General features: G+C 73.1%; 13 protein-coding genes. 9 read left to right on the top strand and 4 right to left on the bottom strand.

The features are described from left to right. The first annotated feature begins 9 nt into the window (after positions 1–9). The gene (locus KDY119_RS17340) at positions 10–1,521 is read left to right on the top strand and encodes a glycoside hydrolase family 43 protein (RefSeq protein ID WP_194174273.1); all 1,512 of its coding nucleotides are present in this window, start codon (positions 10–12) and stop codon (positions 1,519–1,521) included. Between the two features lie 37 nt (positions 1,522–1,558). After that, positions 1,559–4,567 carry an FAD-binding and (Fe-S)-binding domain-containing protein gene (locus KDY119_RS17335; RefSeq protein WP_153022593.1) on the top strand — a complete coding sequence of 1,003 codons (3,009 nt, stop codon included), beginning with the start codon at positions 1,559–1,561 and terminating at the stop codon, positions 4,565–4,567. A gap of 26 nt (positions 4,568–4,593) precedes the next feature. On the opposite strand, the gene KDY119_RS17330 is transcribed toward KDY119_RS17335, so the two are convergent. Together KDY119_RS17330 and KDY119_RS17325 are read right to left on the bottom strand one after the other, a co-directional pair. Next, on the bottom strand, positions 4,594–4,938 hold the full coding sequence (locus KDY119_RS17330; protein WP_036947809.1) for a hypothetical protein: 345 nt from the start codon (positions 4,936–4,938) through the stop codon (positions 4,594–4,596). Between the two features lie 101 nt (positions 4,939–5,039). Next, positions 5,040–5,990 carry a quinone oxidoreductase family protein gene (locus tag KDY119_RS17325; RefSeq protein WP_036949081.1) on the bottom strand — a complete coding sequence of 317 codons (951 nt, stop codon included), beginning with the start codon at positions 5,988–5,990 and terminating at the stop codon, positions 5,040–5,042. A gap of 85 nt (positions 5,991–6,075) precedes the next feature. Here KDY119_RS17325 and KDY119_RS17320 point away from each other — a divergent pair, with 85 nt between their 5' ends. After that, positions 6,076–6,528 (top strand): MarR family winged helix-turn-helix transcriptional regulator, encoded by a 453-nt coding sequence (locus KDY119_RS17320; RefSeq protein ID WP_051136448.1) that lies wholly within the window; start codon positions 6,076–6,078, stop codon positions 6,526–6,528. A 92-nt stretch (positions 6,529–6,620) separates the two neighbouring features. Here KDY119_RS17320 and KDY119_RS17315 read toward each other — a convergent pair whose 3' ends face one another. Beyond that, a complete protein-coding gene (locus KDY119_RS17315; protein ID WP_153022592.1) occupies positions 6,621–7,352 on the bottom strand; it encodes an aspartate/glutamate racemase family protein in 732 nt (243 codons plus the stop codon). Positions 7,353–7,429: 77 nt separating this feature from the next. Between KDY119_RS17315 and KDY119_RS17310 the strand changes: the two genes are divergently transcribed. Both KDY119_RS17310 and KDY119_RS17305 read left to right on the top strand, forming a co-directional pair. After that, positions 7,430–8,368, top strand: coding sequence for a LysR family transcriptional regulator (locus KDY119_RS17310; protein ID WP_153022591.1), 939 nt, complete (start codon positions 7,430–7,432; stop codon positions 8,366–8,368). Beyond that, entirely contained in the window at positions 8,365–9,225 is an 861-nt protein-coding gene (locus KDY119_RS17305) for a DNA-3-methyladenine glycosylase family protein (RefSeq protein ID WP_036947801.1), read from the top strand. Before KDY119_RS17310 ends, KDY119_RS17305 begins: the two co-directional genes overlap by 4 nt. Here KDY119_RS17305 and KDY119_RS17300 read toward each other — a convergent pair. Then, positions 9,194–11,533 carry a glycosyl hydrolase gene (locus KDY119_RS17300; protein ID WP_194174271.1) on the bottom strand — a complete coding sequence of 780 codons (2,340 nt, stop codon included), beginning with the start codon at positions 11,531–11,533 and terminating at the stop codon, positions 9,194–9,196. The genes KDY119_RS17305 and KDY119_RS17300 overlap by 32 nt on opposite strands. 206 nt (positions 11,534–11,739) lie before the next feature. On the opposite strand from KDY119_RS17300, the gene KDY119_RS17295 reads away from it, so the two are divergent. The 4 genes from KDY119_RS17295 (at position 11,740) to KDY119_RS17280 (ending at position 19,650) form a co-directional block, all read left to right on the top strand. After that, complete coding sequence (locus KDY119_RS17295) at positions 11,740–13,311, top strand: glycoside hydrolase family 30 protein (protein WP_051136366.1); 1,572 nt, start codon at positions 11,740–11,742, stop codon at positions 13,309–13,311. Then, positions 13,308–14,750 carry a glycosyl hydrolase gene (locus KDY119_RS17290; RefSeq protein WP_227994416.1) on the top strand — a complete coding sequence of 481 codons (1,443 nt, stop codon included), beginning with the start codon at positions 13,308–13,310 and terminating at the stop codon, positions 14,748–14,750. Before KDY119_RS17295 ends, KDY119_RS17290 begins: the two co-directional genes overlap by 4 nt. 407 nt (positions 14,751–15,157) lie before the next feature. Then, positions 15,158–18,577: a carbohydrate binding domain-containing protein gene (locus KDY119_RS17285; protein ID WP_194174269.1), complete on the top strand. Its 3,420-nt coding sequence runs from the start codon at positions 15,158–15,160 to the stop codon at positions 18,575–18,577. Further along, on the top strand, positions 18,574–19,650 hold the full coding sequence (locus tag KDY119_RS17280; RefSeq protein WP_153022589.1) for an extracellular catalytic domain type 1 short-chain-length polyhydroxyalkanoate depolymerase: 1,077 nt from the start codon (positions 18,574–18,576) through the stop codon (positions 19,648–19,650). The genes KDY119_RS17285 and KDY119_RS17280 overlap by 4 nt, the downstream gene beginning before the upstream one ends. The last annotated feature ends 19 nt before the right edge of the window (positions 19,651–19,669 follow it).

The raw sequence follows: 19,669 nt of genomic DNA, 5'->3' as shown, positions 1-19,669 counted from the left end.
AGGAGACCCGTGTTCCCGACGAACCCAGTCCTGCCCGGCTTCTTCCCGGATCCCTCGGTGTGCCGGGCCGGTGACCGTTACGTCCTGGCCAACTCGACCTTCGAGTACTACCCGGGCCTGCCCGTCCACGTCAGCGACGACCTCGTGCACTGGCAGCAGGTCGCCTCGGCGGTCACCGACGCCGTGGCGCTCGACTTCGCCGAGATGGGGGACTCGAAGGGGCTGTACGCACCCACGGTCCGCTACCACGACGGCACGTTGTACCTCGTGTGCACGCGCGTGGGTGGGCGCGGGGACGGCACCGAGGACACGGCGTTCCTCGTCACCGCGACCGACGCCGCGGGCCCGTGGTCGCCACCCCGGTGGGTCGCCGGCGCGGACGGGTTCGACCCTGCGCTGTTCTTCGAGGGCGACCGCGTCTACTGGTGCTCGACGCGGATCGTGCGGCCCGGCGCCTACCCCGGAGAGTGCGAGGTGTGGGTGCGGGAGTTCGACGTGCACGACGCGGCGCTCGTGGGTGAGGAGACGGTGGTGTGGCGGGGCGCGCTGCACGGCGCCACCTGGGCCGAAGGCCCACGGATCTTCGCCCGGAACGGCTGGTACTACCTCCTCACCGCGGAGGGCGGGACCTTTCGGGACCACGCGATCGTCATCGCTCGATCCCGTTCGATCACCGGCCCGTACGAGAACTGTCCGCGCAACCCGGTCCTGACGCACCGGCACCTCGGTGCCGACTACCCGGTCCAGAACGTGGGCCATGCCGACTTCGTGGAGCGGCCGGACGGCACCTGGGCCGCGGTCCTGCTCGCGGTCCGGACCGAAGGACGGCAGCACCTTCTCGGTCGCGAGACCTTCCTCGCCGAGGTCACGTGGGAGGACGACTGGCCGGTGGTGAACGCGGGCCACGGTGTCCTGCGCGACGTCGGCGACCGTCCGCTCGCCTACGAGCAGCGGCCCCCGAGCGTCGAGGGCGCGCTCACCGTGCGTGGTGCACCCGACTTCGCGACCGAGGGCCGGCACGGTGTACGGCTGGCCTCCACGGGTGACGGCGTCACCGACGGCGCGGGACGACCCGCGGCGTTGCTGTACCGGCTCCAGCACCGGCTCTTGCAGGTCGAGGCCGAGGTCGTGCTCGACGACCCGGGGGCCCGCGTCGGGCTGCTCCTGCGACAGAGCAGCGACCACGCCGTGCGCGTGGAGGTCGCAGACGGTACGGCGCGCGTGCTGCACCGTCAGGGCGACCGGGAGACCGTGGTCGATGCGTGGGCCGTGTCCGGCACGAGCTTCGTGCTGAGCGCCGAGCTGGCGGACGGGGTCCGGTTCGCGGTGGACGGCCGGTGGTCGTCGCCGGCACCGGTCGACGTGCTGTCGTCCGAGGTGGCGGGCGGGTTCGTCGGGACCACCTGGGGCCCCTACGTCGAGGGGGCTGCCGGTGCGGCCGCCACGGTTCAGGCCCTGCGCTACCGCTCCGCCGGTGCCGAGCGCCCGGAGCGCGCGAGGGTCGGGGTCGCCGTAGCGTGACGACGTCGGAGGCTGCGAGGCCGTGAGGAGGCGTCGGATGCGCGGGTCGGTCGGGTCGGACATCAGGCGCGGTCTGGGCCGCCCGCCCGCGCCGCCGATGCCGGGCCGGGCGGGCGCCGAGGTGCTCGACGCGGCCGGGGCACGCGTCGCCGCCGACCTGCGTGCGCTGCTCGGCGACGACCACGCCGTCCTCGACACCCCTCTCGACCTCGTGCGGTACGCGTCCGACGCCAGCCCGTACCGGATGGTCCCGCGCGTCGTCGTGGTCGCCCGGGACACCGACGACGTCGTCCGGCTCGTCCGGTGGGCGCGCGCGAGCGGGCACGGGCTCACGTTCCGGGCGGGCGGCACGAGCCTCAACGGGCAGTCCCAGTCCGACGACGTCCTCGTCGACGTGCGCCGCCACCTCACGGGCGCCGAGGTGCTCGAGGACGCCGACGGGTCGGGCACCCGCCTCCGTGCCCGACCGGGCCACGTCGTGGCCCGCGCCAACTCGCTGCTGCGCCGCCACGGCCGCAGGCTCGGCCCTGATCCGGCGAGCTCGGCGGCCGCGACGATCGGCGGCGTCGTCGCGAACAACGCGAGCGGGATGACGTGCGGGGTCGTCCGGAACTCCTACCACACGCTCGAGTCGGCGACGCTCGTGCTCGCGTCCGGGACCGTCGTGGACACCGCCGCGCCCGACGCCGACGACCGCCTGCGCGCCGCCGAACCCGCGCTGTGCGCCGAGCTCGACGCGATCCGCCGCGACCTGCGCGCCGACACGGCGCTCGCGGACCGGATCCGTCGCAAGTTCTCGATCAAGAACACCTCGGGCTTCCACCTCGACGCGTTCCTCGACGAGGACTCGAACGCCCGGACCCTGCGCGGGCTCGCGGTCGGGTCCGAAGGGACGCTCGCGTTCGTCGCGGACACCGTCTGGCGGACGGTCCCCCTCGGCCGCCGGCGCACGACGGCGCTGTTCCGGTTCGCGACGCTGCACGACGCCGCGGCCGCGGTCCCGGGGCTCAACGCCGCCGGGGCCGAGGCCGTCGAGATCATGGATGCGGCGTCGCTGCGGGCCGCAGCGCACACCGCCGGCGCGCCGGCCTGGGTCGCGAGCCTCGGCCCCGACGCGACCGACGCAGCGATCCTCACCGAGGTCCGCGCCGACGACGACGCAGCCCTGGAGGACTTCGAGACGAAGGCGAGGGTCGTCGTCGGGCGGGGCGAGGGGGCGGACGACGCCGGGAGCGCACCCGCGCGGGGCGCCGCCGTCGGCGGGGACTTCACGCGCGACCCGGCCCTCGCGGACGGCTACTGGGCGGTGCGCTCGGGCCTGCTCGCGATCATCGGCGCCGCGCGCCCCGACGGCACGGCGCTCATCACGGAGGACGTCGTCGTCCCGCCCGACCGCCTCGCCGACGCGTGCGGCGACCTCGAGGCGCTGCTGGTCGAGCACGGGTTCCTCGGGGCGGTGAACGGGCACGCGTCGGCCGGGAACGTGCACTTCTACCTGTACCTCGACGCGTCGCAGCCCGACCAGGTCGCGACGTACCGGGCGTTCATGACGGACCTCGTGGCGCTCGTCGTCGACCGCTACGACGGCTCGCTCAAGGGCGAGCACGGGACGGGGCGCAACATGGCGCCGTTCGTCGAACGGGAGTGGGGCGCGGACGCCGTCGGACTCATGTGGCGGGTCAAGCGCGCGCTCGACCCGCACGGGATCCTCGCGCCCGGCGTGTTCCTCAACGACGACCCCGAGGTCGCGTTCCGGGACCTCAAGACCATGCCGACGCTCGGTTCCGAGTTCGACCGGTGCATCGAGTGCGGGTTCTGCGAGCCCGTCTGCCCCTCGCGGAACCTCACGACGACGCCGCGGCAGCGGATCGTGCTGCAGCGTGAGATGGCGCGGCAGGGGTGGTCCGGCGAGGTCGAGGCGGCGCTCGTCGACGCGTACGAGTACGCCGGGGTGAACACGTGCGCCGGGGACTCGTCGTGCGCGATCGCGTGCCCCGTGGACATCGACACCGGGCACGTCATGAAGCAGGTGCGGCGAGACGCGTGGTCGCCGACGGCGCAGCGCGTGGGCGCGGAGGTCGCGCGCCGCTGGGGCGTGGGCTCCGCGGGGGCGCGGGTCGCGGTCGGGGCGGCGGACGTCGTCCGGCGCGGGCTGGGCGGCGCCGGCGAAGCAGCGCTCGCCGGGGTCACGAACGCCGGGCGCGCGCTGCTCGGCGCGGACCTCGTGCCACGGTGGCTGAACGCGATCCCGGGTCCGGCCCCGAGCGTGCCCACGACGCGCGCGACGCAGCAGACCGCCGACGCCGTCCTGTTCGCCGCATGCATCAACCGGATCTTCGGGCCGCCGCCGGGGGAGCGGGACGCGCTCACGGTCACCGAGGCGCTCGTCGCGCTCGCCGAGCGGGCCGGGAAGAAGCTCTGGATCCCGGGCGACCTCGGCGACGACTGCTGTGCCACGATCTGGCAGTCCAAGGGCCTCGACGCCGGCAACCGCCTCATGGCCGCGCGCCTGGTGGAGGACCTGCACCGGTGGTCCGACGGCGGGCGGCTGCCCGTCGTGGTCGACGCCGCGTCCTGCACGCTCGGGGTGCTCGAGGAGGTCGTGCCGCACCTCGACGACGCGCACCGCGCGCTCCATGACGACCTCACCGTCCTCGACGCCACCACCTGGGTGCTGCGGGAGGTCGTGCCCGGTCTCGGCGAGGCCGCGAGGCTGGGAGCCGTCGTCGTGCACCCCACGTGCTCGATGCACACGCTGGGCATCGCCGACGACCTGCGGGGGCTCGCGGCCCTGGTCGCGGACCACGTCGTCGAGCCGGTCGTCGCGACGTGCTGCGGTACGGCCGGCGACCGCGCGATGCTGCACCCCGAGCTCACCGAGACCGCGACGCTCGAGGAGGCGGCAGAGGTGGCGGGCGTCGTGGCCGACGCGTGGGTGTCGGGGAACCGGACCTGCGAGCTCGGGCTCGAGCACGACACCGGGAAGCCGTACGAGTCGGTCGTCGTGACGCTGGAGCGCGTCACCCGCCCGCCGTCCGCGAGGTAGGCGAGCGACGCGGGGGTCAGCGGAGGTCAGCGGGGGAGCGCCGCCGCGACGCGACCGTGCCACTCGGTGAACACCGTGCGCGCTCGCGCGACGCCGATCGCCCCGGCCATGGCGCCCGAGTTGGCGCGCTCGAGGCGCACGACCGAACCGCCTTCGGGGGCGGCGAACACCCGCACGGTGTACTTGAGGTGCTGACGCGACTTGCCCACGAACGCTCCGAACATGGCCGTCAGGGCCACCGAGCCGCGCTCGACCTGCGCGGAGAACTCGTCGAGCGGCGTGATCTCGCACCCGTCGGAAGCGAACACGCCGTACGTCAGGTCACGCGCCTGCGCGGGGTGTGCGGTGGTCACGATGTCTTCGGCGGCCATGTCGTGCTCCTGGTCGTGAGTGCTGCCGCGCGGTCGCGTCGGCGTGCCGCAACGTACCAGCACCCGCCGGGACGGACCGCCCGCTTCCACACGCCCCGGTGTCAGGGGGCGAGGACGACGCGTTCCGTGCTCGGCTCGGCCCACGCCGACTCGACGTCGGCGAGCGGGACGGCCCGGGCGTCCACGGCGATCGACCCGCGCGCGATCTCCTCGGCGAGCGCACCGAGCTCAGCGACGATCTCGCGCGTGCTGACCGAGCCCTGTCCGCTCCCGACGAGCTGCAGCCTCGCCGCCCGGAGCGCCGCCGACGGGATGGTCGCCTCGAGGCCACCCATCGAGCCGATCTCGACCCAGGTCAGCGGCTTGCCGCGGTCGGGTCGTGCGGTGACGACGGCGACCACCGCCGCCGCCGCCGTCGGCCCCCACACGTAGTCGAGGACGACGTCCACGTCGGCTGCGACCTCCGCGAGGCGGGCTGCGGCGTCGTCGGGCGAGCCGGCGAGGCTCACGGTCGCGTCGGCACCGAGCGCGGGGAGCGCGGCGAGGCGTTCGGGGTCGCGGCCGGCGGCGACGACGCGGCCCGCGCCCAGCAGCTTCGCGACCTGGACGGCCATGCGCCCGGCGTTCCCGGTCGCCCCGAGGACGAGCACCGACTGCCCGGGCTCGAACGCGATCCGCTGCCGCAGCGCGACCCACGACGACATCGCGGGGTTCATCGCGGCCGCCACGGCGACGGGGTCGATGCCGTCCGGCAGGACGACGCTGCGGCGCGGGTCGATCACCGTGCGCTCGGCCATCGAGCCGTGGGTCGTGTCATGGAGGACGAAGTACCGCAGACGCCCCTCGGGGTCGCGCCCGACGCCGTCGACGCCGGGGACGAGGGGGAGCTCGTCGGTGCTGGTGTAGTGCGACCCCGCGGCCTGGGACCGGACGCGCGGGTGCAGGCCGGCCGCGACGACGTCGACGACGACCTGGCCGTCGGCGGGGACGGGGTCGGAGGTCTCCTGGTAGCGGGGCGGGGTGTCGAACGTGGTGACGAGGGCGGCCTTCATCATGCCTCCAGAGGTGATATGTCATTCGTACTACGAATCAAACTAGGTCGTGATGCGAATGACTGTCAACGGTAGGGTGGTGCACATGACGGACGACACGCTGACCGACCGGGTCGTGCGGGCCCCGGACGACGACGTCCTCGACGCGCTCGCCCAGACCGCCCACGCGGTGACGACCGTCCTGACGCGCGTCGCGGCCGAGCACGACCTGTCGCTGACCCAGCTCCGCGTCCTCGCGATCCTGCGCGACCGCCGTCTGCGGATGAGCGTGCTCGCCGACTACCTGGGTCTCGAGCGCTCGACCATGAGCGGGCTCGTCGACCGCGCCGAGAAGCGGGGGTTGCTCGCGCGCGGGCCGAGCGCGACCGACGGGCGCGCCGTCGAGGTCTACCTCACCGACGAGGGGCTGGCGCTCGCGGAACGAGGGACCTCGCAGGTGCGCGCCGCTCTCGAGCCGTCGACGGCGGCGCTCACCGCCGCCGAGCGGCGCCGGCTCCAGACGCTGCTCGAGAAGCTGGTCGACGCGGGCCTCCACTGAGCGGGTCCGCCGAGAACGAGGTTTTCCGCCGAGTACGAGGGGAACGGGCTCGTACTCGGCGGAAACCCTCGTACTCGGCGGCGGGTGGGACGTCAGCCCAGGAGGAAGCGGGTCGCCGCGTCGACGTGCGCGGCGGTCGAGTCGATCAGCGGCAGCGGCGAGGCGGACTCGTCGAGCAGCAGGTCGAGCTCGGTGCAGCCGAGCACGACGCCCTCGGCGCCGGCGTCGCGCAGCCGCTCCAGCACCCGCACGACGGCGTCCCGCGACTCCGCTCGGACCTCGCCCCGGGTGAGCTCGTCGAAGACGACGCGGTCGACGGTCGCGGCGTCGTCGTCCCAGCCCGACGACGGCCGCACGACCTCGATCCCGTGCCGCGCGAGGCGCTCGCCGTAGAACGTCTCGGTCATGACCCAGCCGGACCCGATCACCCCGAGCCGCGTCAGCCCGCGCGAGCGCGCCGCGTCGGCGACGGCGTCGGCGATGTGCAGCAACGGCACGCGGACCGCGTCCTCGACGGCGGGCGCGACCTTGTGCATGAGGTTCGTCGCGATGAGGACGGCGTCCGCGCCGCCGCGCTCGAGCCCGGCCGCCCTCTCGGCGAGCAGTGCCCCGGCGCCGTCCCAGTCGCCGTCGACCTGGAGGCGGCGGACCTCGTCGAAGTCGACGGACGCGAGGAGGAGGCGCGCGCTGTGGTGCCCGCCGAGCCGCGCGGCGACGGCGGTGTTGAGGAGGCGGTAGTACTCGACGGTCGAGTGCCAGCTCATGCCGCCGAGGATGCCGAGGGTGGGGGCGCCGGGCGTGGGTGCTGCGTCGGTGGGGGCCATACCTCCCAGACTCCCGGCCGCAGTCCCATCACGGAATCCCCGCGATTCTGTGCCCGGCCATAAGTCATGCTTGGGGTATGACGAGCGTTCCCGCCGCACCTGATGCCCCGCCACCGCTCGACCCGCGCCGCCTGCTCATCCTGCGGACGGTCGCGCAGCAAGGGTCGATCAGCGCCGGAGCGCGCGCGCTCGGCTGGACCCAGCCCGCGGTCTCGCAGCACCTGCAGGCGCTCGAGCGCACCGCCCGCACGCCGCTCCTCCTGCGCCACAGCGGCGGGGTGACGCTCACCGAGGCGGGGCGGGCCGCCGTCGTGCACGCCGACGCGATCGCCGCGCACCTCGACGCCGCCGCACGCGAGGTGGGCGAGCTCGCCGCCCTGGGCGCGGGGACGGTACGGCTCGCGGCGTTCCCGTCGGCGCTCGCCGTGCTCGTGCCGCCCGCGCTCGAGCACCTCGCCGCCACCACCGGCGTCGACGTCCGGCTCGTCGAGGCCGAGCCGCCCGAGGCGGTCGAGCTCGTCCGGTCCGGGGACGTCGACGTCGCCCTCACGTTCGGATACGCCGAGTCACCCGGCGTGCCCGCCGACCTCCGCGGTGTCGACCTCGGCGTCGACCCCGTCGACGTCGTGCTGCCCGCCGGCCATGCGGCAGCCGCGGCCGAGGGTCTCCGGCTCGCCGACCTCGCCGACGACGCCTGGGTCGCCGGGTGCGTGCGGTGCCGCGAGCACCTCGTGGCCTGTGCGACGACGGAGGGCTTCACCCCGCGCGTCCGGCACGAGACGGACGACTACGTCGTGGTGCAGCAGCTCGTCGCGCGCGGCCTCGCCGTCGCCGCACTTCCCCGCACCGCGCTCGCCGCGTACCGCCACCCGGACGTCGCCACCCGCGCCGTCGACGGTCTCGGTGCCCGGAGCCTGCACGCGATCCACCGGCCGGGCGTCGAACGCGTGCCGGCGGTCGCCGCCCTGCTGGGCGCCCTGCGCCGTCGGCGGGCCGGTGGGAGCATGGCGGCGTGAGACGCGAGCACACCGTTGACCTCGACGTGCGCGGCCCGTGGTCGCTCGCGACGAGTCGGCGCTTCTGGGAGGGCTTCGCCCCGGCAGCCCTCCCGGAGCAGGCCGACGACGGGCACCTCCGCACCGTGTTCCGCGTCGAGGGCGACTGGACGCGCGCCGAGGCGGACGTCACCCAGGAGACCGAGACGACCCGTGTGGTGGTGCGCGGCGACGGTGACCTCGACGCGGCCGCGGAGCAGGTGGCGCGCTTCCTCGCGCTCGACCTCGACGCGACGACCTGGCCGGACGTCGGCCGCCGTGACCCGGTGGTGGGCGACGTCCAGGAGCGGCTCCCCGGGCTGCGGCCGTGCGGGTTCCACTCCCCGTACGAGGCGGCGGCGTGGGCGGTGCTGTCCCAGCGTGTCGCGGTGCCGCAGGCCGCGCGGATGCGTGCCGGGCTCGTCGAGCGCCACGGCGACGACGGCGCGTTCCCGGCGCCCGCGCGGCTGCGCGAGCTGGCCCCGGGCCTCGACCTGCCGGGCCGCAAGGCCGAGTACCTCGGCGCGGTCGCGGACGCGGCGCTCGCGGGTCGCCTCGACACGCTCGCGCTGCGCGCCCTGGACCCGGACGAGGCCCGCCGCGAGGTCGCCGAGATCCACGGTCTCGGTCCCTTCGCGGCGGACCTCGTCGTCCTGCGCGGCGCGAACGTGCCCGATGCGGTGCCGACGTCGGAGCGCCGGCTCCGGGCGATCGTCGCCGAGCGTTACCCGGGACGCGACCTCGACGAGGTCGCCGGGTCCTGGCGCCCGTGGCGGACGTGGGGCTCGTTCCACCTGCGGGCGGCGTTCACCGCCTCCCTGGAAGCCCGAACAGCGTGACCGGCCGGGTCGGGGCCGTGGTGGCGGTCCCGTCCGCGGCGCCCGGCCGGTGCGCCGTCACGACGACGGACACGCGTTTGCCGAGATCGCGCAGCCTGGGCACATAGGTGGCCCCCGTCGCTCCCGGGACGTCGCGGTCGCCGACACGCCACTGGTAGGTGAACGTCGTGTCGTCGAGCGACCAGCGCCCGGGGTCTACGGTGAGCCGCCCGGCCAGCCGGGGCGTGCCGCGCACGGTGGGCTGCGTCGTCGGGCGCAGCGTCGTGTCGAGGGTCGCGAACCGGGGTGTCCCGGACGCCCCGATCGACCGCGAGTAGAAGTCGGCCATGCCCTCGGGCCCGGTGTTCTCGGCGTTCCACGTCCGCGCCCCCCACGGCATCGCGAGCGTGTAGTCGGGCGCGGCCTTCTCCTGCGCCGCCGTGGGGAGGTAGAACGTCTCGCCGATGATCATCGGCTTCCCGCCGTCCTCGGCGGCGATCGACTTGGCCTGGTCGTAGTACTTCTGCTGGTACTTGTCCAGGTCGTAGTAGTCGACGGCGAGCACGTCGTAGTAGTCCTTGCCCGGGTCGAAGCTGCGCCAGTCGTTGGCGTCGTACTCGGCGAGCCCGCCGGGCACGCCCTCGTAGCGGTCGAACTTCGCGTCGCCGTCGGCGAAGCCGAAGTCGTCGGGCAGGTCCTGCACGTCCCAGACCCAGACGATGTTCGTCAGGCCCTTCGTCTTGACGAGGTAGTCGTGGAACATCCGGTACAGCGCGGGGCTGCCCTCGACCTGAGGCGTCGACGGGTCGTCGGGGCGACCGCCCCACCAGAAGACGTGCTGGTTCATCTCGTGGAACGGGCGCAGCATGACGGTCACACCCGCGTCCTCGAGCTGCTGGAGGTAGCGCGCGTACTCGTCCATGCGCTTCTTCCAGTTCTCGTTGAGCGGCGTGCCGTCGGTGAGCAGCTGGTCGAACTGGTCCTGGTAGAGGAACGAGTAGATCCGGTTGGGGCTCGCCATGGTCTCCGGGCCGGAGTCGCCGCCCCAGTCGCCCTGCGCCTCCTGCTCGACCGTGTACTGCGGCGGCGAGACGTGGAACATGATCTGCACGAGGTTGCCGTTCGCCCACTGGCGCTTGACCTCGTCGATCATGTTCTGCCGGTACGGCACGGTGCGGCCGGTGAGGAAGTCAGCGCTGTACAGCGCGGGGTAGACGCCGAACTCGCGCGCCACCCGCTGGTGCAGCACGTCCGCCGCGGCGGGGTCCGCGTAGGACTGGTCGTGGTGCATCGCCGAGAGCATGCCCTTGCCGGTCAGGCTCTTGAGGTAGTCGACGACGCCGACGGGCGCGGGCAGGCGCCTCACGGTGACGTCGAGCGTCGCGTCGGGCTTGACCGTGAACGTCGTGCCGTCGGAGAAGAGCGTGAGGCTTGTCAGGTGGACGCGGGTGCGCCCGTTCGCCTGGAACTCGCCCTTGGGTGCGAGCCGGTCGGCGTCCGCGAGGATCTTCCGGTCCGACGACGTCCACGTGGCCTGGACGATCGTCGAGCCCGCGGGCTTCGCGGCCGTGTCGTTGAGGAGCGTGATCAGGTTGGAGACCTTGTCCGCGGTGACGCGGCGGTGGGGGAAGGTCACGGTCGGCACGACGGGCTCCTGGTCGAAGACGAGGTCGATGTCGTCGAGCACCACCGTGCCCGCCGTCGTGGCGCCGACCTTGTTCGCGTAGACCGCGAACGACGTGACTCCCTTGAGGTCGAGCGTCCCGCTGCCGGACTTCGGCGCGAAGTCGGCGACCGGGATCGTGAGGTGCTGCGGCGCTGTCGTCGTCGGGTCGAAGCCGGCGACCTTCGACAGGTGCGCCTCGTACGAGGCGCCGTCGTTGAGCTGGAGGAGCACGTCCTGCCCGGGGGTGAGGTCCTGGACCCAGAGGTCGATCGACTCCAGGCCCGGCCAGTACCCGTCGGCGAGCGGGCGAGAGACTCCCGCGTAGCCGCTCGCGTACGTGTAGTCGAGGCGGAGCGCATGGGCCGAGCCCTCGTGGAGGCCGTCCACGAGGTGCAGCGCGGTGGCGCCACCGTTGGTGTTGCGGGTGTATGCCGCGGTGAGCGCGGCGTCGTCGGCGTACCCCTCCGCATCCTCGAGGGCCCGGGTGTAGGGCCCCGAGGTGCTGGTCGAGCTCGGGGTGTCGGTGTCCGTCGTCGGACGGGCGCTGGCGGCGGTACCGCCGAGAGTGCTCGCGGCGAGCGCGCCGATGGTGACGAGCGACGCGAGCGCGCCCACGCGGGCTCGTCGTCGGCTGCCGGGTGGGAAGAACGTGGTCCGTCGCATCGTGACCTCCTTGTCGTGGGCGTGCGTCCGCTGTGACGCGCCCATGCCTGCCAACGTTGACACATTCTGTGTGAAGCGCTTAAGTAGCGCAAGAGGACGACGTCGTTCTCGGAGGAGGTGATCCACCGCAGCGCACCTTCGTGCCCGCCCCCCCGCGGCGGGACATCACACGTGAAGCATCAGCACCGGAACAAAGGCGGTTTCGCATGCTCAGCACACGCACCACACGCACCCTCGCGACCGGAGCCGCGCTCGCGGCGCTCGTCGCGGTCCCGCTCCTCGCCGGCGGCTCGGCCGACGCCGGGACGCACACCTCGCAGTCCACAGGCAGGACCGCCGGCCAGGTCACCGCGTCGGTCACGACGCCCGACCACCCCGCGCCCGTCACCCAGCACCTCGCGCTCACCCACGCGAGCGCGAGCGCGGCTGCCACCGGGTCGGCCACGAAAGCGGCCGGCCCCGCCCTGGCGAACGCCACCGCGTCGGCGTTCCCGACCGGCACGACCGTCACGGTCGACCCGACGATCGGGTTCCAGAAGATCACCGGCTTCGGTGCGTCGCTGACCGACGCGTCGGCCTACGACCTGTCCCTGCTGTCGAAGGCCGACCGCGACGCCGCGATGACCCAGCTCTTCGACCCGGACGAAGGTGCCGGCCTCAGCTTCCTGCGGCAGCCGATCGGCGCGTCGGACCTGGCCCGGACGGTCTACAGCTTCGACGACATGCCGAAGGGGCAGAAGGACTACGCGCTCAAGCACTTCTCGATCGCGCACGACGAGGAGCAGATCCTTCCGCTCCTGCGGCAGGCCGAGAAGCTCAACCCGAAGCTCACGATCATGGCCACGCCCTGGAGCCCGCCCGGCTGGATGAAGACGTCGGACTCGATGATCGACGGCAAGCTCATCGACTCGCCGCGCATCTACCGGGCGTACGCCGACTACCTCGTGAAGTTCCTCCAGGCCTACAAGGCCGCCGGCGTCGAGGTCGACTACCTCACGGTCCAGAACGAGCCGCAGGCCCTCGACCGCAGCAACTACCCGGGCACGAACCTCGACGTCGAGCAGGCGGCCAAGGTCATCGCGAAGCTCGGCCCGGCGATCGAGAAGGCGGGCCTGAAGACGAAGATCCTGGGCTTCGACCACAACTGGGCCGTGCACCCGTGGGACGCCGGACGGCTCGAGCAGGTGAACGGCAGCCCCGAGGCGGACTACCCGTTCTCGCTGCTCCAGACCAAGGCTGCGCGCTGGATCGACGGCACCGCCTACCACTGCTACTACGGCGACCCGGCGGTCCAGAGCACGCTCAAGACGCTGCACCCGGACAAGGAGATCCTCGAGACCGAGTGCGAGGGGCTGGACATCAACGACGCGATCGGCACCCTGCGCAACTGGGGGCAGTCCGTCACCGCCTGGAACGTCGCGCTCGACGAGAACCACGGCCCGTTCGTGGGTGGCTGCGAGTCCTGCACCGGCCTCGTCACGGTCGACTCGAAGACGAAGGCCGTCACGTACAACCCGCGCTACTACCTGCTCGCCCAGTTCTCGCGGTTCGTCACACCCGGCGCGACGCGGATCATGAGCACGTCCGTCAACAACGTCGACGGCCAGACGGCACAGCTCGACTCCGTCGCCTTCCGCAACCGCGACGGGTCGCTCGCCGTCGTCGTCCACAACACGGCGAAGGCGACGCAGGCGTTCGCCGTGCGGGTCGGCAGCGCGACCTTCCGCGCCACCCTGCCTGCCGACGGCGTCGCCACCTACAGCTGGAGCGACCGGTGAGAGCGGGGCGCCTCGCCCGGGGCGGCCTGCGCCGGCGGGTCGCCGCCGGTCTGGTGACGGCCGCCGTCGTCGGGGCCGCGGGCCTCGCTGCGACCGCGCCGGCGCAGGCGTTCCCGGCGTCCTCGAAGCAGCAGGTGCTCGACTACCTCGCGTCGATCAGCGGGAACCACGTCGTCGCCGGTCAGCACAACAAGGAGCCCGCGACCCAGCCGAACCAGTACAGCCAGATCGTCAAGAACGTCACGGGCCAGTGGCCCGGGCTCTGGGGCGGTGACCTCATGTTCAACGCCTCCGACGTCGCCAACCGGCAACGCGTGATCGACCAGGCGAAGACGGAGTGGGCGAACGGGTCGCTCGTCACGCTCACGTGGCACGTCTGCCCGCCCACCATGGGCAGCTCGTGCTCGTTCGACGGCGGCGTGAAGTCCCGCATCACCAACGAGCAGTTCGACCAGGTCGTCACCGACGGGACCAGCCTCAACACGGCATGGAAGAACCGGCTCCAGGAGGCCGTGCCGTACCTGCAGCAGCTCAAGGACGCCGGGGTCCCCGTGCTCTTCAGGCCGCTGCACGAGATGAACGAGACCTGGAACTGGTGGGGCGGCTACGGCGCCAAGAGCGCCCAGCTCTACCGGATCACCCACGACTACCTCGTGAGCAAGGGCCTCACCAACCTCATCTGGGTCTGGAACGTGCAGGACAACCCCGCCGGAGGCTGGTCGACGTACTACCCGGGCTCGTCATACGTCGACGTCGTCAGCCTCGACGCCTGGTACAAGAGCTATCCCAGCTCGAGCGACTACCAGCAGATCCAGTCCATCGCCGGCAGCAAGCCGATGGCCATCGCTGAGATGGGGAAGATGCCTACCGAGTCGTTCCTCGCGAGCCAGCCGAAGTGGGCCTACTTCATGATCTGGTCCGAGCAGCTCCAGGGGAACAACACGAACGCCGAGATCCAGTCGACGTACTTCGACCCGCGAGTCCTCTACCAGGGCAAGCTGTCGTTGCCCTCGTCGGGCGGCGGTGCCAGTGACGCGCGGACGGGCTCGATCACGGGGCTCGCCGGCAAGTGCGTCGATGCCAGGGCGTCCGGGACGGCCGACGGCACCGTCGTGCAGCTCTACACGTGCGCCACGGGCGTCGCGCAGACCTGGACCGTGGCTGCGCCGTCAGGCACCGGGACCGTCGTCAACACGAGCTCCGGCAAGTGCCTCGACGTGGCCGGCCAGGGGACCGCCGACGGGACGCCCGTCCAGCTCTGGACCTGCAACGGGTCGGGGGCGCAGCAGTGGACGTACGACGCCGGCACCCGGACCCTGCGCAACCCGCAGGCCGGGAAGTGCCTCGACGTGACGGGGCAGAACAGCGCCGACAGCACGCCGCTGCAGGTCTGGACGTGCAACGGTCAGACGAACCAGCAGTGGAGTCTGCCCGTGTGAGCTCGACCGGTCGTGGCGGGTCCGGCGGGGAGGGCGGAGGGGTGTGCGCGGTCTACCATCCGCCTCGCTCGTTCCTCGCTCGGCTCCCGCCAGACCCGACCACGACCGCGCACACCCCTCCGCCCTCCCCGCCTCCGGCGTTCGCGTCACCCTTTCCGCGAAGTAGGCCGCGCGGACGCTTACTTCGCGAGGCACGATGGCCCGCCTCGACCGCGGGCACCCGACGTCTCCGTCGACGAGGCGAGTGCTTTGTCGCGCTTTCCGTCCCCTACTCATTCGCGCTCGAATTTGTCTGGCACCGTTGACCTGATGCAATGAAGCGGTTAAGTTCTGACCTTGCGGACCAGTCGTCCGACCGGCGAGCGCCCCAGCGCCGCCGCCGCCCACGCGAAGGAGCGCGGAGCACCATGAACACCCATCCACGCAGGACCGACCGACGGCGCTCGCGTGCCGTGGTCGGGGCCGCGCTGACGGCGGCGCTCGCCGTCGGCACGCCCGTCGTCGCCGAGACCGCTGCGCACGCCGCGGGCACCGGCGCAGCAGGAGCAGCAGTGACCGAGAGCAGCCTGACCGATCCTTCGAGCGCGGGCGTCGGGCCGTCGCTCAACACCACGTTCGTCACCCACGACGGCGCCCACCTCCAGCTCGACGGCAAGACGTTCCGCTTCAGCGGGACCAACGCCTACTGGCTCGCGCTCGACGAGAACGTGCCGCCCGGCACGGTCGACTATCCGACCTTCTTCCGGATCCGCGATGCGATCGACACCGCGAAGGACCTCGGCGCGACCGTGATCCGCTCGCACATGCTGGTCTCGACGGGCAACGCGAAGTCTCTCCTCCCGTCGGAGGACGCGGGCTGGAACGACGACGCATGGGCCACCATCGACTACGCGATCGCCTACGCGGGCAGCAAGGGCATCCGGCTCGTCCTTCCTTTGACCGACAACTGGGCCTACTACCACGGGGGGCTGCGCGACTTCGCCCGCACCTACGGGCTGTGCGAGAGCTCGTCTGCGGACTGCCCGCAGTTCTACTCCGACCCCCGGATCGTCGCGGACTTCCAGGACTACGTTCGCACCGCGCTGGACCACGTCAACCCCTACACGGGCCTCGCTCTCAAGGACGACCCGACGGTGCTGGGCTGGGAGCTCGGGAACGAGCTCGAGGGCATGACACCGTCCTGGATCGAGACGATCTCGAGCCAGCTCAAGGACGAGGCTCCCCGCCAGCTCGTCGTGGCCGGCCGGCGGTTCGACATCGACCCGGACACGCTCGCCGCGAGCAAGGTCGACGTCGTCGACGTCCACTACTACTCGCCGACGGTCGCGAAGGTGACCGCCGACGCCAAGACGATCACCGACGCGGGGAAGGCGTACATCGCGGGCGAGTACGACTCGAACGCTGCCGGCACCGTTCTGCCGGCGCTGGCCTCCGACTCGAACGTGACCGGCATGCTGTCCTGGTCGCTGTTCCCGCACGACGACACGACCGGCTTCGTCCAGCACGACGACGGTTTCCAGATCCACTACCCGGGCGACGACGCGAAGATGCGCGCGAACGTCGCCGCGCAGCAGGACTACGCCCGCTCGCTCGGCACCACGGTCACGCCCACCATCACCCGGGCGCCGCTCGTCACGTCGGTCACCAGCGACTACGGGCTGCACCGTCTGGCCTGGCGCGGCGCGACCGGCGCCACGGGCTACCTCGTCCAGCGCCAGGCGGGCGCGTCCTGGACCACCCTCACCGCCGACCCGGTGGGCGACGCCGCCTGGCTCGACACCGCGACGCAGGGTGCCGCGACCTATCGGGTCGTGCCCGTCGCGGCGGACGGCACCCACGGGCCGGCGTCCGACCCGGTATCGGTGGGCGAGGGCGAGCAGCTCGCGGTCGACGCGGTCGGCAGCCTCACACCGCTCGCGGCGCACCAGGGTCTCGCGGTGCACCCGCTCGGCGAGGACGCCGTCGTGGTCCCCACCAGCACCGACGGCGGCACGGCGACATGGTCGGCACCGGGCCTGCGTTCGGCCGAGCTGTCCGTCGCTGCGGATGCCACCCCTGCGCTCACCGTGCAGGCCGGGAGCTCTGGCGGGACCTGGACGACCCTGACCGCACGGGTCACCGCCGCGGGCGACGGCCGCTGGACCGTCACCGCCGACGCACCGGCGGGCTCCGACCGCCTGCGCGTGACCTGGCCGTCCGGCGCCGCCGCGACGTACACGGGCCTGACCCGGGTCGCCCTGCGCGCCACCCCGGACGAGGCCGTGCTCGCCGACCCGCTCGACGACCTGTCCCTGACGTCCGCCCACACGGCGACGGTCGGGACCGACACGGGCAACGCCACGCTCTTCGGCGGCGATACCGGTCGCGCGACCCGCACCTCCGCGGGCGCCGGGTCGGCCGAGTGGACGGTGTCGTCGTCGGACGCCCCGCAGGGTCTGACCGGCTTCGACGCGACCGCGTACTACTGGCCCGACCAGGCCGCCGAGCCGCTCGCGTTCGCCGTGTCGGACGACGGCACCACCTGGCGCGACGTCACCCCCGCGGTCGCCGTGACCCCGGGCACGGTCGGCGGGAGCTGGACCAAGGATGCGTACACCGTCCGCGGCCTGTCCGGCGTGCGGCACGTGCGCGTGACCTGGCCCGACGGCAGCACGCCCGAGTGGGTGCAGCAGCTCGGTGACCTCCGGCTCCTCGCGAGCGCGGCCGACGGCGTCGCCGCCCCGGGCCCGGTCACGATCAAGGCGCCGGCCGACGGTGCTGCGGACGTGCGCGGTGTGCCCGCGCTGACCTGGAAGCCGGCGGCGCGAACCGCCGTCTACCGAGTCACGCTCTCGCGGCACGCCGACCTGCGTGATCCGGTCGCGACCACGGAGACGAGCGGCACGAGCTTCACGCCGTCCGTCGCGCTCGACGAGTCCGCCCGCTACTACTGGCAGGTCACGGCGGTGAACGGGGCCGGGACGACGACCTCGAAGGTCGTGTCCTTCACGACGGCCACCCGGCCCACGACCCCGACGACCGCGGACGACTTCGAGTCCTACTCGACCGATGCCGCCGTCGCGGCCGCCTACGTGCGCAACACCGGCGGCGGGGCGATCGCGCCGACCCTCACGCCGTCGGGAGCGGGCAGCGGGCACGGCGACGCGCTGCGCCTGACCTACGACCTGGGCTCGCCCGGCTACGCGGGCGTGACGCGCACGTTCTCGACGGCGCAGGACTGGTGGGGCTACGACGGCCTGTCCCTGTGGCTCGACCGCAGCAAGCTCGGCGCGGGGCAGAGCCTCAGCGTGCAGATCGTCGCGAACGGCGCCTACTACGAGGCGACGCTCGCGACCAAGGGCCCGGCCGCGGCAGGTGTCGTCACCGTCCCGTTCGACGCGTTCGCGCCGCCGTCCTGGGCGTCCGGCGAGGGCCCGCTCGACCTCACCTCGGTCACCCAGCTGTCGTTCTACCTCGGCGGCTCTGGGACGGGCGTGCTGGACGTCGACGACGTCCGCGCGGTCCGCACGACCCCGACGACGGGCACCGCCGGGTCCGTGGTGCTCGCGCTCGCGGTCCCGCCCGTCGTGCGCTCGGGTGACCGCGCCGAGGTGGTCGCGCAGGTCCTCGGGCTCCGTGGCACCGCCACCGGGACCGTGACGGTCCGTGACGAGGACGGAGTCCCCATGGGGACCGCGGCGCTCGCGAAGGGCCGCGCGATCGTCAGGATCACGGCGCCGCCGACCCCGGGCACGGTCCGGCTGTCGCTCGACTACGCGGGCGACCGCACCTACGCGCCGGCGCACGGCTCGGCGTGGCTGTACGTCCTGAAGGGAGCGAAGCGATGAAGAAGACGACGGAGCGGGCGACGCGTCGGCTGACGGCGAGGCGCCGCGTGGGCGCCGGCATCGGTGGCCTGGTGCTCGCCGCCACGAGCCTCACGGGCGTGGTGGGCACGGGGACGGGCGGTGCGGCCGTTGTCGGGCACGGGCACGGCGGCAGCGTGCCCGCGCGCTGCACGCCGTCACTGGCGGCGGGCACGCAGGAGGTCCCCGTCAGGTACGACGGCGCGACCTACCAGGTGCGGGTGCACGTCCCCGCCGCCGCTGCATCCCGGGGCCACCGTGCCCCTGCCTCGCCGACGGGCCTCGTGCTCGACCTGCACGGGTCCGGGGCCGACGGCGCAGCCCAGGCCGGGATCAGCGGGTTCGACGCGCTCTCCGACGCGAAGGGCTTCGTGGTGGCCGAGCCGACCGCCGCGATCGCACTGAACGGCGGCTTCGCCTGGAACGTGCCGGGCGTCCCGACCACGGCCGGCCAGCTCCCTCCGGCCGGCGCCCGTGACGACGTCGCCTTCCTCAGCGCCGTCGCCTCGCAGCTCGGCGGAAAGGCGTGCGTCGACCGCGACCGGGTCTACGCGACCGGGTACTCGGGCGGCGCCCGCATGGCCTCGGCGCTCGCGTGCGAGCGGGCGGACCAGTTCGCGGCCGTCGGGACGGTGGCCGGGCTGCGTGCGGGGCGCCCGTCGCCGATCGACACGAGCGTGCCCGACGTCGCGGACTGCCGTCCGTCACGTCCCGTCCCCGTGATCGAGTTCCACGGTGACGCCGACTACACCAACCCGTACCAGGGCAGCACCGACCTGCGCTGGGGGTACACCGTCCCCGTCGCGGTCCAGACGTGGGCGCGCCTGGACGGTTGCCGCGTCGGGCCGTCGTCGACGGTGGTGAGCGAGCACGTCACACGGTTCGCGTACTCCCGCTGCGACGGCGGTGCGGACGTCGAGCTCTACCGGGTGTCCGGCGGCGGCCACACGTGGCCCGGAACGTCCGCCGACCAGTCGGAGAACGGGATCGTCACGCACGAGATCAGCGCGAGCGCGCTCTTGTGGGAGTTCTTCGCGGCACACCCGCGACGCTGAGCACCCCGCCGGAGCCCGG

The sequence above is a fragment of the Luteimicrobium xylanilyticum genome (assembly GCF_009429125.1).
In the GTDB taxonomy this organism is placed as follows: domain Bacteria; phylum Actinomycetota; class Actinomycetes; order Actinomycetales; family Cellulomonadaceae; genus Luteimicrobium; species Luteimicrobium xylanilyticum.
The sequence above is the reverse complement of the archived record's forward strand: the minus strand, read 5'-3'. Positions and strand labels throughout refer to the sequence as shown.

Coding starts and splice junctions, on each gene's coding strand:
- KDY119_RS17325 (WP_036949081.1), bottom strand. CDS start 5,990: ATGAAGGCCGCCCTCGTCACCACGTTCGACACCCCGCCCCGCTACCAG.
- KDY119_RS17335 (WP_153022593.1), top strand. CDS start 1,559: ATGCGCGGGTCGGTCGGGTCGGACATCAGGCGCGGTCTGGGCCGCCCG.
- KDY119_RS17300 (WP_194174271.1), bottom strand. CDS start 11,533: ATGCGACGGACCACGTTCTTCCCACCCGGCAGCCGACGACGAGCCCGC.
- KDY119_RS17315 (WP_153022592.1), bottom strand. CDS start 7,352: ATGGCCCCCACCGACGCAGCACCCACGCCCGGCGCCCCCACCCTCGGC.
- KDY119_RS17320 (WP_051136448.1), top strand. CDS start 6,076: ATGACGGACGACACGCTGACCGACCGGGTCGTGCGGGCCCCGGACGAC.
- KDY119_RS17330 (WP_036947809.1), bottom strand. CDS start 4,938: ATGGCCGCCGAAGACATCGTGACCACCGCACACCCCGCGCAGGCGCGT.
- KDY119_RS17285 (WP_194174269.1), top strand. CDS start 15,158: ATGAACACCCATCCACGCAGGACCGACCGACGGCGCTCGCGTGCCGTG.
- KDY119_RS17295 (WP_051136366.1), top strand. CDS start 11,740: ATGCTCAGCACACGCACCACACGCACCCTCGCGACCGGAGCCGCGCTC.
- KDY119_RS17310 (WP_153022591.1), top strand. CDS start 7,430: ATGACGAGCGTTCCCGCCGCACCTGATGCCCCGCCACCGCTCGACCCG.
- KDY119_RS17280 (WP_153022589.1), top strand. CDS start 18,574: ATGAAGAAGACGACGGAGCGGGCGACGCGTCGGCTGACGGCGAGGCGC.